The 18596-nt window shown below is 39.3% G+C and carries 13 protein-coding genes; 6 read left to right on the top strand and 7 right to left on the bottom strand.

From position 1 onward, the window contains the following. Position 1 precedes the first annotated feature (1 nt). Entirely contained in the window at positions 2 to 1417 is a 1416-nt protein-coding gene (gene antA, locus MKX14_RS04720; RefSeq protein ID WP_108010518.1) for an anthranilate 1,2-dioxygenase large subunit, read from the bottom strand. A 220-nt stretch (positions 1418 to 1637) separates the two neighbouring features. On the opposite strand from antA, the gene modE reads away from it, so the two are divergent. From modE to modC, 4 genes are all read left to right on the top strand, one after another. After that, positions 1638 to 1988 (top strand): winged helix-turn-helix domain-containing protein, encoded by a 351-nt coding sequence (gene modE, locus MKX14_RS04715; protein WP_108010520.1) that lies wholly within the window; start codon positions 1638 to 1640, stop codon positions 1986 to 1988. Between the two features lie 470 nt (positions 1989 to 2458). Next, the gene (modA, locus tag MKX14_RS04710; protein ID WP_240281904.1) at positions 2459 to 3244 is read left to right on the top strand and encodes a molybdate ABC transporter substrate-binding protein; all 786 of its coding nucleotides are present in this window, start codon (positions 2459 to 2461) and stop codon (positions 3242 to 3244) included. Next, positions 3241 to 3933 carry a molybdate ABC transporter permease subunit gene (gene modB / locus MKX14_RS04705; protein WP_240281903.1) on the top strand — a complete coding sequence of 231 codons (693 nt, stop codon included), beginning with the start codon at positions 3241 to 3243 and terminating at the stop codon, positions 3931 to 3933. The genes modA and modB overlap by 4 nt, the downstream gene beginning before the upstream one ends. Positions 3934 to 3937: 4 nt before the next feature. Next, positions 3938 to 4558 carry an ATP-binding cassette domain-containing protein gene (modC, locus tag MKX14_RS04700; protein WP_240281902.1) on the top strand — a complete coding sequence of 207 codons (621 nt, stop codon included), beginning with the start codon at positions 3938 to 3940 and terminating at the stop codon, positions 4556 to 4558. Between the two features lie 46 nt (positions 4559 to 4604). On the opposite strand, the gene MKX14_RS04695 is transcribed toward modC, so the two are convergent. Further along, a complete protein-coding gene (locus tag MKX14_RS04695; protein ID WP_240281901.1) occupies positions 4605 to 6209 on the bottom strand; it encodes a PepSY-associated TM helix domain-containing protein in 1605 nt (534 codons plus the stop codon). After that, on the bottom strand, positions 6206 to 6502 hold the full coding sequence (locus tag MKX14_RS04690; RefSeq protein WP_240281900.1) for a hypothetical protein: 297 nt from the start codon (positions 6500 to 6502) through the stop codon (positions 6206 to 6208). The genes MKX14_RS04695 and MKX14_RS04690 overlap by 4 nt, the downstream gene beginning before the upstream one ends. Before the next feature lie 413 nt (positions 6503 to 6915). Between MKX14_RS04690 and MKX14_RS04685 the strand changes: the two genes are divergently transcribed. Then, complete coding sequence (locus MKX14_RS04685) at positions 6916 to 7647, top strand: 4'-phosphopantetheinyl transferase family protein (RefSeq protein WP_240281899.1); 732 nt, start codon at positions 6916 to 6918, stop codon at positions 7645 to 7647. Between the two features lie 41 nt (positions 7648 to 7688). On the opposite strand, the gene entS is transcribed toward MKX14_RS04685, so the two are convergent. Genes entS through fes form a run of 4 tightly spaced genes read right to left on the bottom strand, consistent with a single transcriptional unit; the run spans position 7689 to position 17544 of the window. Continuing rightward, complete coding sequence (entS, locus tag MKX14_RS04680) at positions 7689 to 8939, bottom strand: enterobactin transporter EntS (protein WP_240281898.1); 1251 nt, start codon at positions 8937 to 8939, stop codon at positions 7689 to 7691. After that, positions 8936 to 16087: a non-ribosomal peptide synthetase gene (locus MKX14_RS04675; RefSeq protein WP_240281897.1), complete on the bottom strand. Its 7152-nt coding sequence runs from the start codon at positions 16085 to 16087 to the stop codon at positions 8936 to 8938. Before MKX14_RS04675 ends, entS begins: the two co-directional genes overlap by 4 nt. A gap of 12 nt (positions 16088 to 16099) precedes the next feature. Continuing rightward, positions 16100 to 16315 (bottom strand): MbtH family protein, encoded by a 216-nt coding sequence (locus MKX14_RS04670; protein WP_003651732.1) that lies wholly within the window; start codon positions 16313 to 16315, stop codon positions 16100 to 16102. 29 nt (positions 16316 to 16344) lie between these two features. Further along, complete coding sequence (gene fes / locus MKX14_RS04665; RefSeq protein ID WP_240281896.1) at positions 16345 to 17544, bottom strand: enterochelin esterase; 1200 nt, start codon at positions 17542 to 17544, stop codon at positions 16345 to 16347. Between the two features lie 266 nt (positions 17545 to 17810). Here fes and MKX14_RS04660 point away from each other — a divergent pair, with 266 nt between their 5' ends. Further along, a complete protein-coding gene (locus MKX14_RS04660; protein ID WP_240281895.1) occupies positions 17811 to 18581 on the top strand; it encodes an SDR family oxidoreductase in 771 nt (256 codons plus the stop codon). Positions 18582 to 18596 lie beyond the last annotated feature (15 nt).

Below are 18596 nucleotides of genomic sequence, written 5' to 3'. Positions count from 1 at the left end.
GTTACACCTCATCCATTACGGCATTGTTTTCAAAAGTAATATCCTGCATTTTCAATGCTTTCTTGTTTAAGCCATCGAGCATTAGACGTTGCCAATGTCCATGCTGGTTTACATAGAGTCCTTCATGGGTAAATTCACGGCCAGTAATAACGGGTTGAATGCCTAAATCTTGTGAGTTTTTGGTCGCGCCATATTCCCAAGACTGACAGCCACGAGAAATATCGCTCCAACGTTCAAGTCGTGCCTGAAAACCTTTTTGTTGCTCACGGAATTCAACTAAATCGTCTGGTGTACCAAGGCCTGATACGTTAAAGAAATCTTCAAACTGGCGAATACGGTTACGGCGCGCTTCAGCAGATTCACCTTTCACACCAATACATTGGCTAATGACTTCAGTTTTATTCCATGCCACAGGGCGAACAATACGAAGCTGTGAACTAATTTGGTCCATAAAGAATAGGCTAGGGTACAAGTTTAAGTTTCTTAAACGATGCATTGCCCATTCAGCATATTTGGCGCCATATTTTTCGACCATATATGGCATAACCGTGCTGTAACCCGGACGAACTGTTGGGTTCGGCATATCACTAAACAATACGCTATGGCCATTTTTAAAGCTAAACCAACCATCGTCAGTTTCTGAGTCACCGGCACCTAACTTGCTGTAGTCAAGCGTATCGAGTTCTTCGCCTTTTGATGCATTGACTTGTTGGCGGTGTTGGACTGTAGAGACGTAGTTATAATGAACAGTACTGACATGGTAGCCATCTAAGCCATTTTCATTTTGTAGCTTCCAGTTACCTGCAAAAGTATAAGATGACTTGCCTTGTAATACTTCGAGTTCACCGGTTGGGGACTGGTTAACCATTAAATCAAGGAACAGTTTTGCATCGCCCAAAAAGTCTTCTAGAGAATCTGTTGCTTGAGTATCAAGGCTTACAAATACAAATCCACGATAGCTGGCAATACGGCCTTGTTTTAAGCCTCGGCTTGATTTATCAAAATCTTCACAATATTCACCAGGTGCTTTGACTTTCACCAAGCGGCCATCTGACTTATAACACCAAGCATGGAACGGACATGTAAAGGTTGACTGGTTGCCTTTGGCAACGCGTGTTAAGGTCGCACCGCGGTGCTCACAAGCATTCACCATCGCGTGTAATTCGCCCTTACCATCACGGCTCACAATAATCGGCTGACGCCCAATTTGAACGGTTAGGAAATCATGATTATTTGGAATTTCACTTTCGTGACATGCATAAATCCAAACCTTTTCAAAAATAAGTTCCATTTCCAAGTCAAATAGCTCAGGCTCGGTAAACATATTACGTGCAATACGAAACACGCCATCATTAGGACGGAAGTCGATACATCCATCTATAAAATCATTCCATTGTTTTAAATTAGATGAGGTCATTGCTCAATCCTCCAATCAATCAGCTTTTAACTGATTGAACCGCGATTAAGCCTTTGCCTCTATCCGTTTTTTCCAGATCTTTATCCACTTTGTGCAGTTTTGATTTTTTAAATGAACTCTTTTTATGAAAGAGTAGAGGCTTAAATTTGTATGTGTTTTAACCTATCAAAGTTCCCTATAATGTTAAGAAGCATAAAATGAAATTTTGTGAACTAAGTCTATGAAAGAACAAAACTTAAAATTACAAATTAGAATTCTTTTAGAGCAAAACATTGCGTTTGGTCCGGGTAAGGCAGACTTACTTGAAGCAATTGAGAAAACTGGTTCAATCTCACAAGCCGCAAAATCTATGAATATGAGTTACCGCCGTGCGTGGCAGTTGGTCGATACAATGAATCAGTGCTTTGAAACAGCTTTGGTTGAAACTCAAACAGGTGGAACACATGGTGGTGGGGCAGCCGTTACAGCTTTTGGCCAGAAAGTCTTACAGCATTACCGCCAAATGGAAATCAATGCTCGACAAGCCTTAGAACATGATTATCAAATCATGAGTACCTATTTAAAAGGTTAAGATAAAAGATTGCATAACGACGAAATCTTTTAATTTGGTATAGCTTTTGCTTAATATAAATTGCACGCTGAAAAAGCACTGCTGCAATTTTCAGTTACACAGACAATTGCGTCTATTCTGCACTATCGTAAAAGATGGTTTGGGATAGGCGTTTTTATTGCGTATCTAAAAAAGTAGCTGGCATAAACGACTGATCTTTATGGTTATCTCTATGTGTTTTTTGGCATAGGGATAACTATAAAACCAATTAAATTATTCACTAAAATTTAAAAGAAAATAAGTTTTATATAGTGTTCTTAAATGGTTAGTACTCACTACCGAGTGCACCAAAATGAAGTTCTAAATACAAATTGCGCTATTTACCTTCATTCCGATCATCTATATTTGACGAATTATACTTTTCATAATCTTTATGTAGCGCTATATTCTTGGGTATATATCGCTGCAAAAACGACAAAAAGGTAAAAATAATGGTAAGTGATACGAAGATAAAAAAATTGGCTTTAGCTTGTTCAATGCTCAGCATAGGATTGGTCTTTAATGTTCCCGCTAAGGCTGAATCGGTTACCGTTTATGCAGCAGCGAGCTTAACGAATGCAATTAACGATTTAAAAAAAATTTATGAAAAACAGAATAAAGTAGAAGTTAAAACTTCGTATGCTGGTTCATCAACCTTAGCTAAACAAATTGAAGCTGGAGCACCAGCTGATATTTTTATTTCAGCAGATACCCAGTGGATGGATTATCTACAAAACAAAAAACGAGTTGCAGCAAATGACCGTATAAATTTATTAGGTAATCGTTTGGTGTTAATTACCCCAAAAGGGCAGTCATTAAACATAAAACTAGATAAAACCACCGATCCTAATAAAGTGTTTACAGGAAAGGTTTGTACAGGGGATACCAAAAGTGTGCCTGTAGGAAAATATGCTAAACAAGCTTTTACTAATTTAGGTTGGTGGAGTCGTATTGAGCCAAAACTAGTCGAAACAGAAGATGTTCGAGCTGCATTAAACTTTGTTGCACGTGGTGAATGTCAGGTTGGTATTGTCTATGCAACCGATGCAGCGATTAGCAAAGACGTAAAAGTAGCTGGTGTATTTCCGGAAAATACGCATTCGCCAATTATTTATCCTGTAGGGTTGATTAAAAAAAATCTGAATTCAATAAAGTTCTATCAATTTCTACAAAGCAACCAAGCCAAAGCTGTCTTTAAAAAGTATGGCTTTAGTGTGTTGGCTTCAGTTAAACCATGATGCTTTCTTTAACTCCAGAAGAACTCAGCGTTCTGCAACTTTCTTGTAAGGTTGCAGCAAGTTGTCTTGTGGTCAGTATTATTCCTGCAATTTGTGTGGGATGGTTTTTGGCACGTAAAGAGTTTTGGGGTAAGTCATTTATTGAAACATTGGTGTTTTTACCTTTAGTGCTACCGCCAGTTGTACCTGGTTATTTGCTATTACAGGTATTTGGGAGCCGCGGCATTATTGGGCAATATTTGGCGCCACTCGGAATTGATTTTGCATTTAACTGGAAAGGCGCCATTCTTGCTTCAGCAGTAATGGGTTTTCCGCTATTGGTACAATCTATTCGTTTAGCAATTGAGTTGGTCGATCAGCGTTTAGAAATGGCAGCAAAGACATTAGGAGCTTCATCTTTAGGGGCATTTTTTCATGTCACTTTGCCTCTTGCCAGCAGTGGCATTTTAATTGGTGCTATTTTATGTTTTTGCCGCAGTTTAGGGGAGTTTGGGGCCACCATTACTTTTGTGGGTAATATTTCAAATGAAACACGGACTTTGCCTCTAGCCATGTATAGCTTAATGCAACAACCCGATACAGAAGCTGCTATTCAAAGGCTTATTGTTTTATCGTTAAGTGTAGCTTTTTTAGCGCTATGGTTTGCCCAGTGGTTTCATCGTTATCAAAAGAAGCGGTTAGGACGGTAAAATTATGTTGATTGAATGCCGTTTTCAGCTACACATGGGTCAGTTTCATATTGAACCTAGTTTCCTGTCAGATGCTTCTGTTATTGGGCTATTTGGTGCCTCTGGGTCAGGTAAAACGTCCATTTTACATGCCATTGCAGGGCTGAACACTCCGCGTAGTGGGCTCATTAAAATACAGGATCAAACGTGGTTTGATTCAAATCAAAAAATTAATGTCAGCACGCAAAAACGGCATGTTGGATTGGTTTTTCAAGATGCTCAGCTTTTTCCGCATAAAACAGTCAAGCAAAATTTATTATTTGGTTTTCAGCATCTTTCCCAACAAGAACGTCACTTTGAAGCAGATTATATTATTGAGTTATTAAAGTTAGACCACTTATTACAACGTATGCCTATCAAACTATCAGGAGGGGAAAAACAGCGCGTGGCACTAGGTCGAGCATTGCTATATTCACCTAAGCTGTTACTACTTGATGAGCCATTATCAGCACTAGATGCGAATCATAAAGCTGAAATTATTCCTTTTTTTCAAAAAGTAAAACAGGAAATAAAAATTCCAATGATTTATGTGAGTCATGATATTCAAGAAATTAAACAACTGACTGAAACAATGTGGATTTTATAATTTTTCATATTTCACGCATTATTTCAGTCTAGTTAGTCCATGGTTGCTAGCTAGCCCATAAACTGCCCGTTGGAGCAGATTTTAGGCGATCTTGGGCTTGTTGATAAAAACGCCAGAATGCGAAAGCAAAAATGATAGCTAAGAAATCAACCACTAAGATTTCTCCGCCATGTACCCATAAGCCACTTTGAGGAATGAAGTAGGCTAAAAGGGATGTAAGCGGAATAGCAAATAGCACAAAAACCAAGGTTAACAACAATTGTGGTAAAGCTTTTGCATAGCCAATTACAAAGGTGTAAATCATAGTCAGTAGGAAAATCGCATAATAACCATACATAAAGAGGTGATTTATGCTTTCAATATTAAGTGCTGCGAAGAGCCACCGACTAACTAACATTGTACCTACGACAGCTAAAACACACCCTAAACATGCACCTATCGTTAAGTTCGCAAGGAACACTACATCTTTACGTTGAACAGGAACAGGATCTTCAGCACGCTTTTGCTTACGTGCGCGAGTTTCAACCCAAAGAATGTTCCCTGTGTAAAATAGGAAAGCGCCACCGACACCTAAAACAAAATAAATCCAGCGTACGCCCGTACCACCAAAACTTCCAAAATGTAGGCTAAACATGGCGTTGATTAACTTATTTCCAGCATCAGTCTGTGTGTTAATGCCTTTATGATTAAAGTGCTCAACTGCATATGGGTTCATACGCATAAAGTCATGATTCGCACCGCGCAACATCTGATCTGAGCTATACAGGGCAATACGTGCATTGGCTTTTTCAGGTTTGTCTAGGCCACTGAACTGAATATAGTCAACTGAATATTCAGGTGCTACTTTTTTAGCTTGAGCTAATATTTGCTGCACATCAATCTGTGTTTGTTTAGGCTGAATAAGGGCTGGGGGGGAACGCTGAAAAACAGGCTGTCCTTTGAGTGCAAGTTGCCCAATCGCATCATAAAAAAAGTCATGAAAAGCAAAGACAATAACGCTAATGCTAATAATGATGTGAAAAGGTAAGCTCGTAATTCCAATAACATTATGCGCATCTAACCAAAATCGCTTTTTATTTTTTCCAGGGCGAATAACAAAGTAATCCTTTACTAAGGTCGGTAAAAGAATAATGACGCCTGAAAGCAGGGCAAGAAAATATAAAATAGAAACCACGCCCATCACATAGAGACCTAATCCGTGATGTCCTGCCATGCCCGGTATGCCTGCTGTTTCATGCAACTGTTCGATTAACCAGCCAGCTTTAGATAAGTTTTCTTGGGCAACGATTAACTGACCTTTATCATCTAAGCTAGCCATCCATGTAGACTGAGCAGCATTAAAGCCATCTCCACGTTCATGTTCACTCCAAGTAATGGGCGCATAGTGAAATTCATTAGACGATAAATTTAGTGTGAAGTTCTTTTGTGCAGCAGGATAGGCAGTCTGTACTTTTTGAATGAGTTCATTATATTGGTCGGGTGAGACTTTCGGTAAAACTTGCTGTGTTGGCGTAGCCCACTTACTAATATGGTGCTGAAACATGCTGAGCCCACCGGCAAAGAAACAGATGAAAAGCAAAATTCCTGCACATACACCCACCCAAGTATGCATGCTTTTTGCTAATTTCATGATGTCTGAACGTACTTTCATGTTGAACCCCGTAAGACAAAAATACAGCTATACGCTACGGCATTAGCAATGAATAAATAGATAAGCACTTTTCGTCCAGTCGTAAAAAAATAACTGCCAAACATAATAGGCATCCAAAACCAAGGAACACTCCACATTCCCACTTGCACTAATAAATCCATGGCAACATAAGGTTGGCCTAATAAAACAATCAAATTACCAATCGCGATAGAAAGACTTAGACCAAAAACTCCACCTGCAAAAGTTTTACTCCACCAGTCTGGCTGGATCGGAGACTGAATTTTAGCTTTCATGAAACTAGTTTCCGTTTAAAAAGCGCCATAAAAGGAAGAAACGACCACGCAAAAATGATGAGCATGAACCAACAAAAAGCGGCAACCACTTTTGGTAAGCTTGCAAAGAGCGCAATAAATCCAATGCCTAATAGCACTAGACCCAAATACTTAAATAAAGCAGGCAGATGTTGGGACAACAGATTTTGGTTGCTATGACTACAATAGATACTGACCGCTCCCAACAGGGTCAAAAAAAGTCCTACAAGTTTCATAATCGATGTTTATAAGTAAATTAAAGTCAAAATTTACTCAACAGTATAAGTAAATAATAATTATTATCAAATGATAAATATAATTATTTATATGTTTGCAGCGAGTAAGTTAAGATAGGAGATTACTCATTAAAAATATTTATTTTGAAGTCGAATACAGTGGGTCATTATCTATACATTCCTGAACAAATCAGTACATCAATTTATGAAATTTCGAACCCTATTTTTTTTACATCAAAGCTATTTTGTTATGGGCTAGATTTATCACAAACAAAGCATTTGCATATAGACCAACAATTAGAGCATCCACTAAAAATTGCTCAAGCGTGTGTCGAACGTAAAAATGAATACTTATGTGGCAGGGTATTAGCTCAGGCTGTTTTAAATCATCATTTCGGTTTAGATCAGCCAATAACTTCGATACATGAACCTTTGCCCATTTGGCCATCCCATGTTTTGGGGAGCATTAGTCATTCACAAAATAAGTTAATTGTTGCGTTATCTAGCCATGCGGTTTATTTGGGAATTGATATCGAGCACTGGGTGACCTCAGAATTTGCTCAAGAGAGTGCACATCTTATTTTAACGCCATCTGAGTTTGATTTATGGAAAGGTAAAGCGGCAGAGTTTTTTGATTTTGCCCGTTATGTGAGCTTAATTTTCTCTGTAAAAGAAAGTCTATATAAAGCGGTTTATCCCACTGCAAAGCAATATATCGATTTCTTAGAAGCATCTATAGTCGATATTAATTTTGAAAATCAAATATTAATGCTAAGTTTCTGTCCAGAAACTCAGGATCGCTACCAACTCTTAGAACAATATCAAGGTGGTTGGGTCGTAGAACAAGACCATATTATGACTTGGGTTTTTCAGGCACATCATTCTTCTTAAAGAAAAGAAGGCAATGAATTGCCTTCTTTTGTATTTAGGGTTTAATTTTCTTGTAGTTTAGGATCTTGGAATCCAGTTTCGCGTATATCTTGAGAGTTGAATAAAAACATAAATCCTACAGCAAAGCTTAATATGCCAAAAAAGAGGATACTTCCTGATATTGGTAAAAACCGAGTTAAAATACCTAAAGTTGTGGTGGCAACCGAATCTCCTAAGGCATCTTGCGCGAGCCAGATTGCATTAATACGCCCTAGATATTCATCAGGTGTATGTCCTTGCACAATGCTGTATTGAAGCAAGTTGGCAATCGACATCAAATATCCAAACAAACATAAAACTGGTAAAGTCACGATGAGCCAAGGTGAAAGCCCAATCATAATCATGCAGCTAAAAACACCTAAACACGTATAGAGCATGACTAAGCCGGGTTTGAGTAGCTTTGTTGTCCAACCACTGAGTAAGGCACCTAAAGTCGAGCCTAATGGAACAGCTGAATACATAAGTCCGAGTTCAAATGCGCCGCCGTGAAAAATTTCATCTGCCATTTGCGGAAAAATAATTCGAATAGCACTGCTAAAACTAAGCAATGTTCCAATTAAAATCGTGCTACCGACAACTTTATTTCTAAAGACGAATTTAAAGCCTTGAACTAATTGGCGAAGAGGGCTCTCGCCATTTGATACATGTTGCGGTTTAAGCGCAGGTAGTCCCATCAATAAAAATACAGTAAGTAAAGTACCCACGGTTGAAACCCAATATACGGTTGCAACACCACTAGCAGCAATTAATATACCGCCGATTGCTGGTGAAATCACGGTTGCAAGGCGTACGGATACCATACTGATTGCACGGGCTTGTACAATATTTTCGCGCCCTACAATCACAGGCATGATCGCCATCATCGCTGTTACACCCAGTGCACCAAAGAAGCCGTCCCATGCTGATAGAAAATAAATGGCATAGAGCGACGGGTGCTCAAACATGGCGTTGATGGCGAGGCCAGCAAAGCCTAAACCACACACACCACGTGCTAATAGAATCAGCCATTTTCGATCTTTGCGGTCTGAAAGTAAACCGCCAAGTAATAAACCAATAAACATGGCGATGCCTTCAAAGGCCATTGCGACGGCAACGTTAAGCGAGTTACCTGTAATGTCATAGACTTGTTTTGGAATAGCCACGACTAACATGCCAATGGTTAACAATGACAATGTGCGAGCAATAAATACATGTCGGAAATGAGCATTACGTTTTAAAAGACTAAAATCGGTCAGTATAGATTTGAAACTCATAGCGTGTGCTCCTCTAAACCGCGCGCCTGACAAATCATGCGGTTTAAAATCGGGCCAAGTGTTTCAAGTTGCTGCGGAGATAATATATCGGTATGGTCCGCTTCATTTAGTCGAACAATGTTGAGTTTTTTAACTAAAGGTGACCATTGTTGTTCTGGTTGGATATACGGCAGCAAGTCTTTTTCAGCGACAACTAAGTGTAGTTCACCATCAAAGTGCGGCATCTTATAAGGTTTTAATAAACGGACGGCATCGCGATAGTTTGCGAAAATATCTTCTTGTAAACGGCGGGTTTCTTCACTTAATACCGTATCTGCATCAGCTAAAATATCATTGAAGAATTGAAGCTGTTCTTGTTCGGCTTCAGCATTCATTTCCTCTATCGACAAATCTAACCACTGATGAATTTCAGCAGGGTAAGTGTCTAACAAACCGAGATAATCAACTTTTTCACCTTGTTCAGTTAACTTCGCTGCAACTGCATAAGCCACCGTGCCACCAAGTGAATAACCTAGTAACGTATAAGGTCCTATTGGTTGATGCTTGCGAATAATCTCAAGTTGTTTTTCAACCAATTCGTCCATATCAGTACTATTTGCCAATAGCCCATCTGGGCGAGGAGACTGCAATCCAATAATAGGTAAATCAGAATGTAAATAACGATTCAGAACAGTATATTGCCATGCTGAACCAGAACCTGGGAAGAAACAGAACAATGGATGCCCTGAGCCAGAACGGATTGGTAAAATAGGTTGCATGCCAGTTTGTTCAACTTCTTCCAAACGTTCTTGTGTAAGAAGTAGAGCTGCTAAACGTTGAATGGTGACATGACTCATCAACTGACCAATTGGAATGGTCCGCTTAAATACTTTTCGGATTTCAATTGCGAGCTTCATCACCAAAATGGAATGTCCACCAATAGCAAAGAAATCTTCGTTCACACCAATATTTTGATCTGTATTTAAAACTTGCTGGAATATACGTGTCAGTTCATGTTCAAAAGCAGTAGTAGCGTACTGTTTTTCTGTATTTGAAGAATCAAGCTGCGGTTGCGGCAGTGCTTTACGGTCCAGCTTACCATTATGACTTAATGGGAATTGCTCGACCAATATGTAGTGCGTTGGCACCATATATGCAGGAAGCTGTTTTGCCAATTGTTTCTTTAGCTGCTCAATGTCCACAGGCGTTGTTGTTTGCAAGTAAGCAACCAACTGAACATTAGCTTTATTTTGTTCAGTAACGATAGGATGTACAACCACATCAAGACCACTGAGTGAGCGTAATTGCTGTTCAATTTCACCTAGTTCAATACGTTGCCCACGTATTTTTAACTGGTCATCAGCACGGCCCACATATTGAATACTGCCATCTGCATGCCAACGGGCAATATCACCAGTGCGATACATGCGTTGACCCGCTGCGAATGGGTTTGCCACAAAACGTGTTGCTGTTAAGTCCGCTCGGTGCAAATAACCCATGGCGAGTTGATGGCCTGCCAAATAAAGCTCACCGTCCACTCCAACAGGAACAGGGCGTAAGTATTGATCTAAAATATAAAGCTGGGTATTCCAGACCGGATATCCAATTGCAACGCTACTTTCTTCTGGATGTAATCCCAGTGTTGCATCCATATAACTCACATCTACCGCAGCTTCCGTTGGGCCATATAAGTTATGTAGCTCACAGCTAAAGTGCTCGGTAAATGATTTTGCTAAAGCCGTTGGTAATGCCTCACCACTACAGAACACTCGGCGGATGGGTAAACTTTGACGCTGAGCAGATGACAAAATTTCGGTAGCAGCATTTTCAAACACAGCCAGCATTGAAGGTACAAAATGTAATGTTGTTACCTGATATTTTTGAATGAGGCTTAACAATGCCAATGGGTCACGGTGTGCATCTACAGGTGCCATAACCAATCGTGCACCCACTAAATATGACCAGAAAAACTCCCATACAGAAACATCAAAAGTACATGGTGTTTTTTGTAAAATTGTATCGTTGGCTGACAGTGGATACTCTGATTGCATCCATAAAATACGGTTCACAATAGCTTGGTGCGAAACCATGACGCCTTTTGGCTGACCTGTTGTACCAGATGTATAGATTAAATATGCTGGATACTGGGGGGTAATCACTGTTGTTTTATAGCTACTTAAATCAACCTTTGTTTCATCAAACAATTCATTAAAAGCAAAGGTAGCTATTGATGGATGAGCAATAGCAGCTAGATATTTTTGTTCACCAATCACAAGTTTAGATTTGGCATCTTGCAACATAAATTTGATGCGTTCAGTCGGATGTTGTAAATCAATAGGTAAATAAGCTGCACCTGCTTCAATCACAGCTAAAATAGCAATACTCAGTTTGACTGATCTTGGTAGGGCAACCGCAATAATATCTCCAGCCTGCACACCCGCGCTTTGCAATTGCTGTGCTAAAGCACAAACTTGCAAACGTACTTCACTGAAACTGAGCTGATGATGTTCATCAGATAACGCCGTTTGTTCAGGCGTAATTCGAGCTTGTTCTCTGAGTAATTGCTGTAATGTGCTCTGGCGAACATAGTATTGGGTTTGATTCGTTTTCTGGATTAAATCGTGCTCTTCAGCCAGCTGCAAGCGATAATGAGCTAGAGGAGTCTCTGGTTCATTTAATGCAATTTCAATCAATTGAACCATTCGCTCGAGGAAATGCTCAGGCTGATCAATTACACCACGCTGCTCGAGTAATAGCTCGATTTGATGATCAGGAATAACCAATAAAGCAAGTGGATAATGGCTATAACCACGATTTGTGAGTTTAGAAATCTCCGCATCACCAAGTTTTTGCTGTAAATACTGGTTATCTGGGTAGTTTTCTACGACTAACAAACTATCGAAAAGATTGCCTTGTCCCACTAGTTGCTGAATTGCACTTAGTCCTAAACCATCGTGCTCTAAATGTTCAACATGCAATTTCTGCAACTGAGTCAATTGTTCCCAAAGCGTTTGCTGCATGTTGAGTTTTACACGCACCGGAATCGTATTTAAAAACAATCCGATTTGCTGCTCTAAACCATTAATAGGTGCTGAACGCCCAGAAACAGGTGTACCAAATACAATATCTTCACGATGAGCATAAATATTTAAAGTCATTGCCCAAATCATTTGCATGAAGACATTGAGCGTGATGCCTTGCTGGCGTAATTTGTGTTGAAGCTTTGCACCTAACTCAGCACTTAAACGATATGAAGTTTCCTGCACGGCTTGCTGTGCTTGATTAAACAAAATAAGTGGCTGCAAATCAGCTAAGTCACGTTGCCATATAACTTTTGAGGTTTCATGGTCACGTGCAGATAAAGCTTTAATCACTGTTTCATAACTATGTTCAAGCACTGGCAGTGGTTGGTTAGTCTGCTGATATGCCTTAATAAAGTCTTGTAAAAACAGAGGAGTTGACCAGCCATCTGTTAACAGATGATGCACCATAATCAATAGTTCTGACTGTTCAGGAGCATGTTGAATTAAAGTTGCCCGAATTAAGCCGTAGGGTTGGTCAAGATGAATTGGTTGCTGCAATGCTTCTTGAATGGTTTGCTCAAGCAGATCGGAAGTAACTGAGCAAAACTGAACTGGCCAAGCTTGAGTAGGGTGTAATGAATAGATAAAAACAGGTTCTTCAGCTAATTCGCTATCAAAATGTCCACCTAATTGAGGGTGACGTTTTAATACGGTAATCAACGCTTGCTGTAAACGTACCGGATCAATGTCTCCATTTAGACTTAGACGAGTAAAGGCATTATAGTTCGATTGATTTTCTACTTGAGATAAGAACAGCATGCCTTTTTGCAAAGGAAGCAAAGGTAAAATAGTGCTGTTTTTGCCATATTTTTCTTGAACTTTTTGTTCTAGTTCTGCTGAAAATAATGGTTTTGAAATGGCTGCTTGTTGCTCATCTAAACGGGTGAGTTGCGGTGCCATAGCGGCCACTGTTTTAAATTGGAATACATCACTTGGTCTTAAACCATAACCACGTTGGCGCAATTGAGTACAAAGCATAATGGCAGAAATACTATCGCCACCTGTCATAAAGAAGTCGTCATCAATCCCAATAGCATCAAACTTAAGAACAGATGCAGTAATTTGGCATAAAAGCTGTTGCTCAGGTGTTTCGGCCATTCGGCTATGGGTACGAATTTGAGGCTTTGGTAGTGCTTTTTTATCAACTTTTCCACTTACATTTCGTGGAAATTCGGACATAACAGTCAGGGCAGAAGGCACCATATATTCAGGTAAGTTTTGACGTAACTGACTTAAATATTGCTGACTTAGTTGTTCACGGTTTTTTTCATCAAGTTCAATGTCTTTGACCACACAATAACCGAGTAAACGATGACTGTTATTAATCGGTTCTGCAATCACGACTGCGCTTTCAACATTGGCTAAAATCGAAAGCGCATTTTCGACTTCGCCAATCTCAACACGATAACCACGGATTTTAATCTGGTCATCACAGCGGCCCATAAATTCAAGTTTACCTGTGCTATTCCAGCGGACTAAATCACCTGTACGGTACATGCGCTGTCCATGTTCAAATGGATTCGCTACAAAGCGGGCAGCACTTAAGTCAGCGCGACCTAAATAACCATTGGCGATCCCAAAGCCAGAAATATAAAGCTCACCAATAACGCCAGTCGGGCATCGTTGTAAGTGGCGATCTAGTACGTAGGCCTGTGTATTACCAATAGGGTTACCAATGACAGGGCGAGCTGTCTGCTTTAATTCTGCTCGGAAAGTATCAACCGTATATTCTGTTGGACCATATAAGTTATGAGCAAAAAGCGCTGGCTGAGCATTGAGCTGTTGCCATAAGGCTAGAGGTGCAGCTTCACCACCAATCAAAATAAGACTTGGATGATGTTGATTTTCAGCAAATAAACCATTCGTCATCATTTGTGCACAAAAAGATGGCGGTAGATCGAGTGTATCAATTTGTCGTTGCTGAATTTCTTGCACTAAGCCAAATGCATCACGACGCATGTTTTCATCAAAAATATGTAGCTCTTGGCCCCATAACATCCAGAAAACTTGCAACCAAGATGAGTCAAACGAGAAAGAGTGTGTATGCGCTGCACGTAACGGACGGTCAGGGAAACGCTGATTTACCGCTTCTAATACTGGCCAATAAATGGTTGGTTTATGCGACAAAATGAGGTTGAGTAAAGAACCATGTGTGTTCATTACTCCTTTAGGACGGCCCGTACTTCCTGAGGTAAAAATTACATAAGCGACGTCTTGGAAATCAAATTTACGATTTTCAGCAGGAATATCACTCGCATCTTGCTTTCGAATTTGTGTCTGAAAATCTTCATGATCAAGATATAACTGCTGAATATTTTGTGGTAGTTGCTGTGCAAGTGCTTGTGTCGTTAATACAAATAATGGATTGGCATCTTCACACATCATCTGCATACGATCGATTGGATAATCTAAATCGAGAGGCAAGAAACTTGCACCAGAATTTAATACGGATAACATCACCACAACTGAGTCAATCGAACGAGGAATAGCTCCAGCAATGACAGTTTGCTTTTTAGCTCCATTTTCTTGTAAAAAACGAGTCAGTTGATTCACTTTTACTGCAAGCTCAGCAAAACTGAGATGCTGAAGGTTTGGACGTTCACCACTCACAATGGCGGTACGTTCAGGATATTTTTTCACTTGCTCATAAAAAATATCTAAAACATTATTATATTGTTCAGGATGGCTAACACGTGGACCAATACCACTTTGAGTCAGGGCAGCAAGCTCTTGTGGTGTCGTAATATTAAAATTGCTACATGCATGTTCTGGACGAATTAGAGCTTGTTCAAGCAATAAAGTTAAGCGTTGACCATGGTTAAATAGCTCATCTTGTGTATAACGCTGCGAATCTGCACGTAGTTCGATAATGAGTTCATGATCTTGAACAATAAAAGAAAACTCAAAATCATCAATTGGTCCTGTAGAAATGTGGTGTGTTTTGACCTTTTCACCGTCTAACACTAGGTCTTGATCAAAAGCTTTATAATTTAAAATAGGACCGTACATTCGTTCATGAATATCTATACTATTTAAATCTCTTAATATTTGTTCTGCATCGTATTTTTGATGTGGGCGAATTTGTCGTAATTGCCCTTGTACATGTTGAGCCAAGCTCACCCAACTGTCTTTTTCATCAACTTTAAACTTCACAGGCAAGACATTGACTGTAGGTAAGGTTGAGCGAATCGCTTTTGAGCCTAAACGGCGCATAAATGGAATACCATTAACCAAATCAGCTTTATCGGTCATTTTGTAAATATAATGTAATGACAATGACATCATCATGTCATTTAAAGCTAGCTTGCATTGCGCAGCTAAAGCTTGAATTTGCTCTAAAATTCCTTGAGAAAAACGAAGCTGATGTTTAATAAATGTTGCTGTGGTTTTCGCCGCTAAATGATGAGTACTCAAACTAATTGGACTTGGTAAATCTTCACAGTAAGCTTTCCAGAAAGCTTGGTCTATTTTAAATTGATGGCTATTTTCATAAGCCTGACGTTCCGAAATAACTTCATTCACGCCAATGAACGGAGAAACTGAAAGGTCTTTTTTTTCTTGTAATTGTTGATAAAGTTCAACAATACGTTTGGTTAGGTTAATCATGCTAAAACCATCAAGCATGATGTGGTGATAGCGTTGATACCAATACACTTTGTCATGCGTTGTAAATAACACCTGACGGAATAGCTGAGATTCACCGGCTTTAAGTGATTTAGCACATTGACGGTCTGATGGCATCCAGTCCCATAAGCGTTGCTGAGCTTTTTTAGGCGTTAAATGACAAAAATCAAATTCTTCAATTTGAAACTGAACTTGGTTATTAAGCTCAATAAACGGTTGAGACGGGTCAGATGAATATGAAGCAATGACCGTATCGGCTTCATTTAAACCAATCTGAATCGCTTTTTTAAAGGTTGGGATATCGACAGTTTTTGGTAGTTCCAAACAATGTGCAATGGTATATAAATCTTCAATTGAACTTAAATGATCGGCAAGGAAAATACCAAGCTGAGTAGATGCCAATTCAAAGCGAGCGGGTTGAGAAAGGTCTGGAGTAAATTCATTGTTTAATGCCTGATTCATGACAATACTCCTTTACGCTTGTTGAAAGGGGTTAATCGCAACCCAGTGTTTTTCCACATATGCAATACACGAAGCCCGCGTATCCGGCCCATGCTGAACATCCCACCCCGATGGCACCTGATGTTGAGCAGGCCATAAACTGAACTCACCTTGTTGATTTTTTAAAACCTGAAAAGACAAACTTTCATTATCGAAAGGATTAATATAGTTTTCCTGTAAGTTGCTCATGATATTTTTATCCTTGATGAAACAAATGGTTATAGTGAAAGAGTTTTTTGCAATGCTTTAAGCAAGTCAGTACGCCAATTCACGGCATCATGTCCGCCCTGAAAAGTGTGAAAACTCACTTGATTGAATGATTGCAATTGTTGATAAAGCTGAAGGGCATCGTCCCGCATATCGGTTTCATACGTGCCGGCACTGATATAAATTTGAGTTGTTTTTGCTAATTGATGAGATAAGTTTTGAAGCAGTTCTAAAATATTACCTTTGTGTTTTTGTCCTAACGTACTGTTTGAAAAATCTGACCACCAATAAGATCCAGATTGCAAAATCAGGGAAGTAAAAATGGTCGGGAATAACAAGGTGCTATATAAAGCGCATAATCCACCTAAACTTTGACCACATAACGTAATGTCTGTTTTAGAAATAAAAGAATATTCTTTTAAGATTATTTCAATAAGTTCATCAACCAACGCCCGACTAAATGCATCATGGCAACCATAATCTCGTTGGCGTTGTTGACTATTTAAACTATGAACAAAGACATAAACTGCTGGGCGAATCTTATCTGCAACAGTTAAATGCTGAAGTTCGGGAATAATCGAAAGCTCTCGGCTCCATATTTGGCCATCAAGCAAAATGATGAGTGGCAAGTCTTCTTGAGCTGATTGATGACTAATAAAAATGTCGACCAAATAATCTTGTTGGCATAAGCGACTTGACCATTGGAATGTCTTTGTAATTGGGCAATTGCTTATTAAAGATTTTGTGTTTTCGAGTTGAATTTGATTGATGTATCGGGCCAGATGTCCCGTATAAAACTGATGTTGATTAAATGAGTCGATTTGAGAATTTTGTTTAAGCTCCTTTTGCCACCATGAGCGTCGTGTTGCCGCACAATCTGTTTCTGGCGCTTCTTCACTAGCCGTAACTACAACATAACTACCAGTCCAAGCTAAGGGCAGCTCTATTTCAAAGAAGTACACATCTGTCCCAGCTATAGGGCTAAAACGATTCCACTTTTGATAGATAGAAGGGCTTTGTGAATAAATATCAATATAGACAAAGATACTTTCTTTAGGCTCAAGACTACGCCAAACAAAGGTACATAGCGCTTTATTTTTTTGTAGGCTTACCAGTGGACTACCTATTTTTTTAACGGCATTCCACCAGACTTCACTTCCAACATTGAATTGTTGAAATAGGGGATGTAAGGGTTGAGAAAATGGCTTCATTTTGAGTCCATCTCGACAAGAAAGCGCGGTCAAATTAACAAAATGATTCTCATTAGTAAATGAAAACAATTATCATTATAATCAATAAAAAAATATCGGTTTTCTTAAAATTATTAAAAATCAATTAAATAAGGAGGATTCTTGGTTAATAAATAACTTGATTTAGATTGTAATCTTATGTTTGATATTTATCGCACTTGATAATAATGATAATTATTTGCAATTATGTGGCGAAATTTAATATTCGTGTCAAACTGGAGTAAAACATGAGCTCTACCATCGTAGTCACAGGTGCTGCAAGAGGTATTGGAGCTGCTATTACAAAAAAATTATTGCAGCAAGGGTATCAAGTCATCGGCATCGACCGACAGGAAAATCCTGAACAATGGGAAATCACACAAAAGATAGAAAGCAGTGAAATATCGCGTTGGCAAGGCTTTCAACAAGATATTACTGATCAAGAAACAACAGCAAAGCTCATTAACAATATTTTAAACAAACATAGCGTAACGGGTTTAGTGAATGCAGCGGGCGTTTTGATTATGCGTTCTATGCTTGAAGCAAAAACAGAAGATTGGCAAACACTTTTTGCTGTAAATGTCATGGCACCTATTGCGATTAGTCAACAACTGGCCAAGCATTTTTGTGAAAAAAAGCAGGGAAGTATTGTCACGATTAGCTCGAATAGTTCACGGATGCCACGTATACAACTTGGCATGTATGCAACGACAAAAGCTGCATTGAGCCATTACTGCCGTAATCTTGCGCTTGAAATCGCACCTCATCAAGTGCGGCTTAATATTGTTTCACCAGGCTCTACGCTAACTCAAATGCAACAGCAGCTTTGGACAGATAATACACCTCCGCCTGCGGTAATCGATGGAGATTTAAACCAATACCGTACAGGCATTCCCTTAAGAAAATTAGCCCAACCTGAAGATATTGCCAATACGGTCAGCTTTTTACTTTCTGATCAGGCTGCACAAATTACCATGCAAGAAATTGTGGTTGATGGAGGAGCCACTTTAGGCGTTTAAACATCCATTCATTAC

It is taken from the genome of Acinetobacter pittii (assembly GCF_022449185.1).
Lineage (GTDB): Bacteria > Pseudomonadota > Gammaproteobacteria > Pseudomonadales > Moraxellaceae > Acinetobacter > Acinetobacter pittii_I.
The sequence above is the reverse complement of the archived record's forward strand: the minus strand, read 5'-3'. Positions and strand labels throughout refer to the sequence as shown.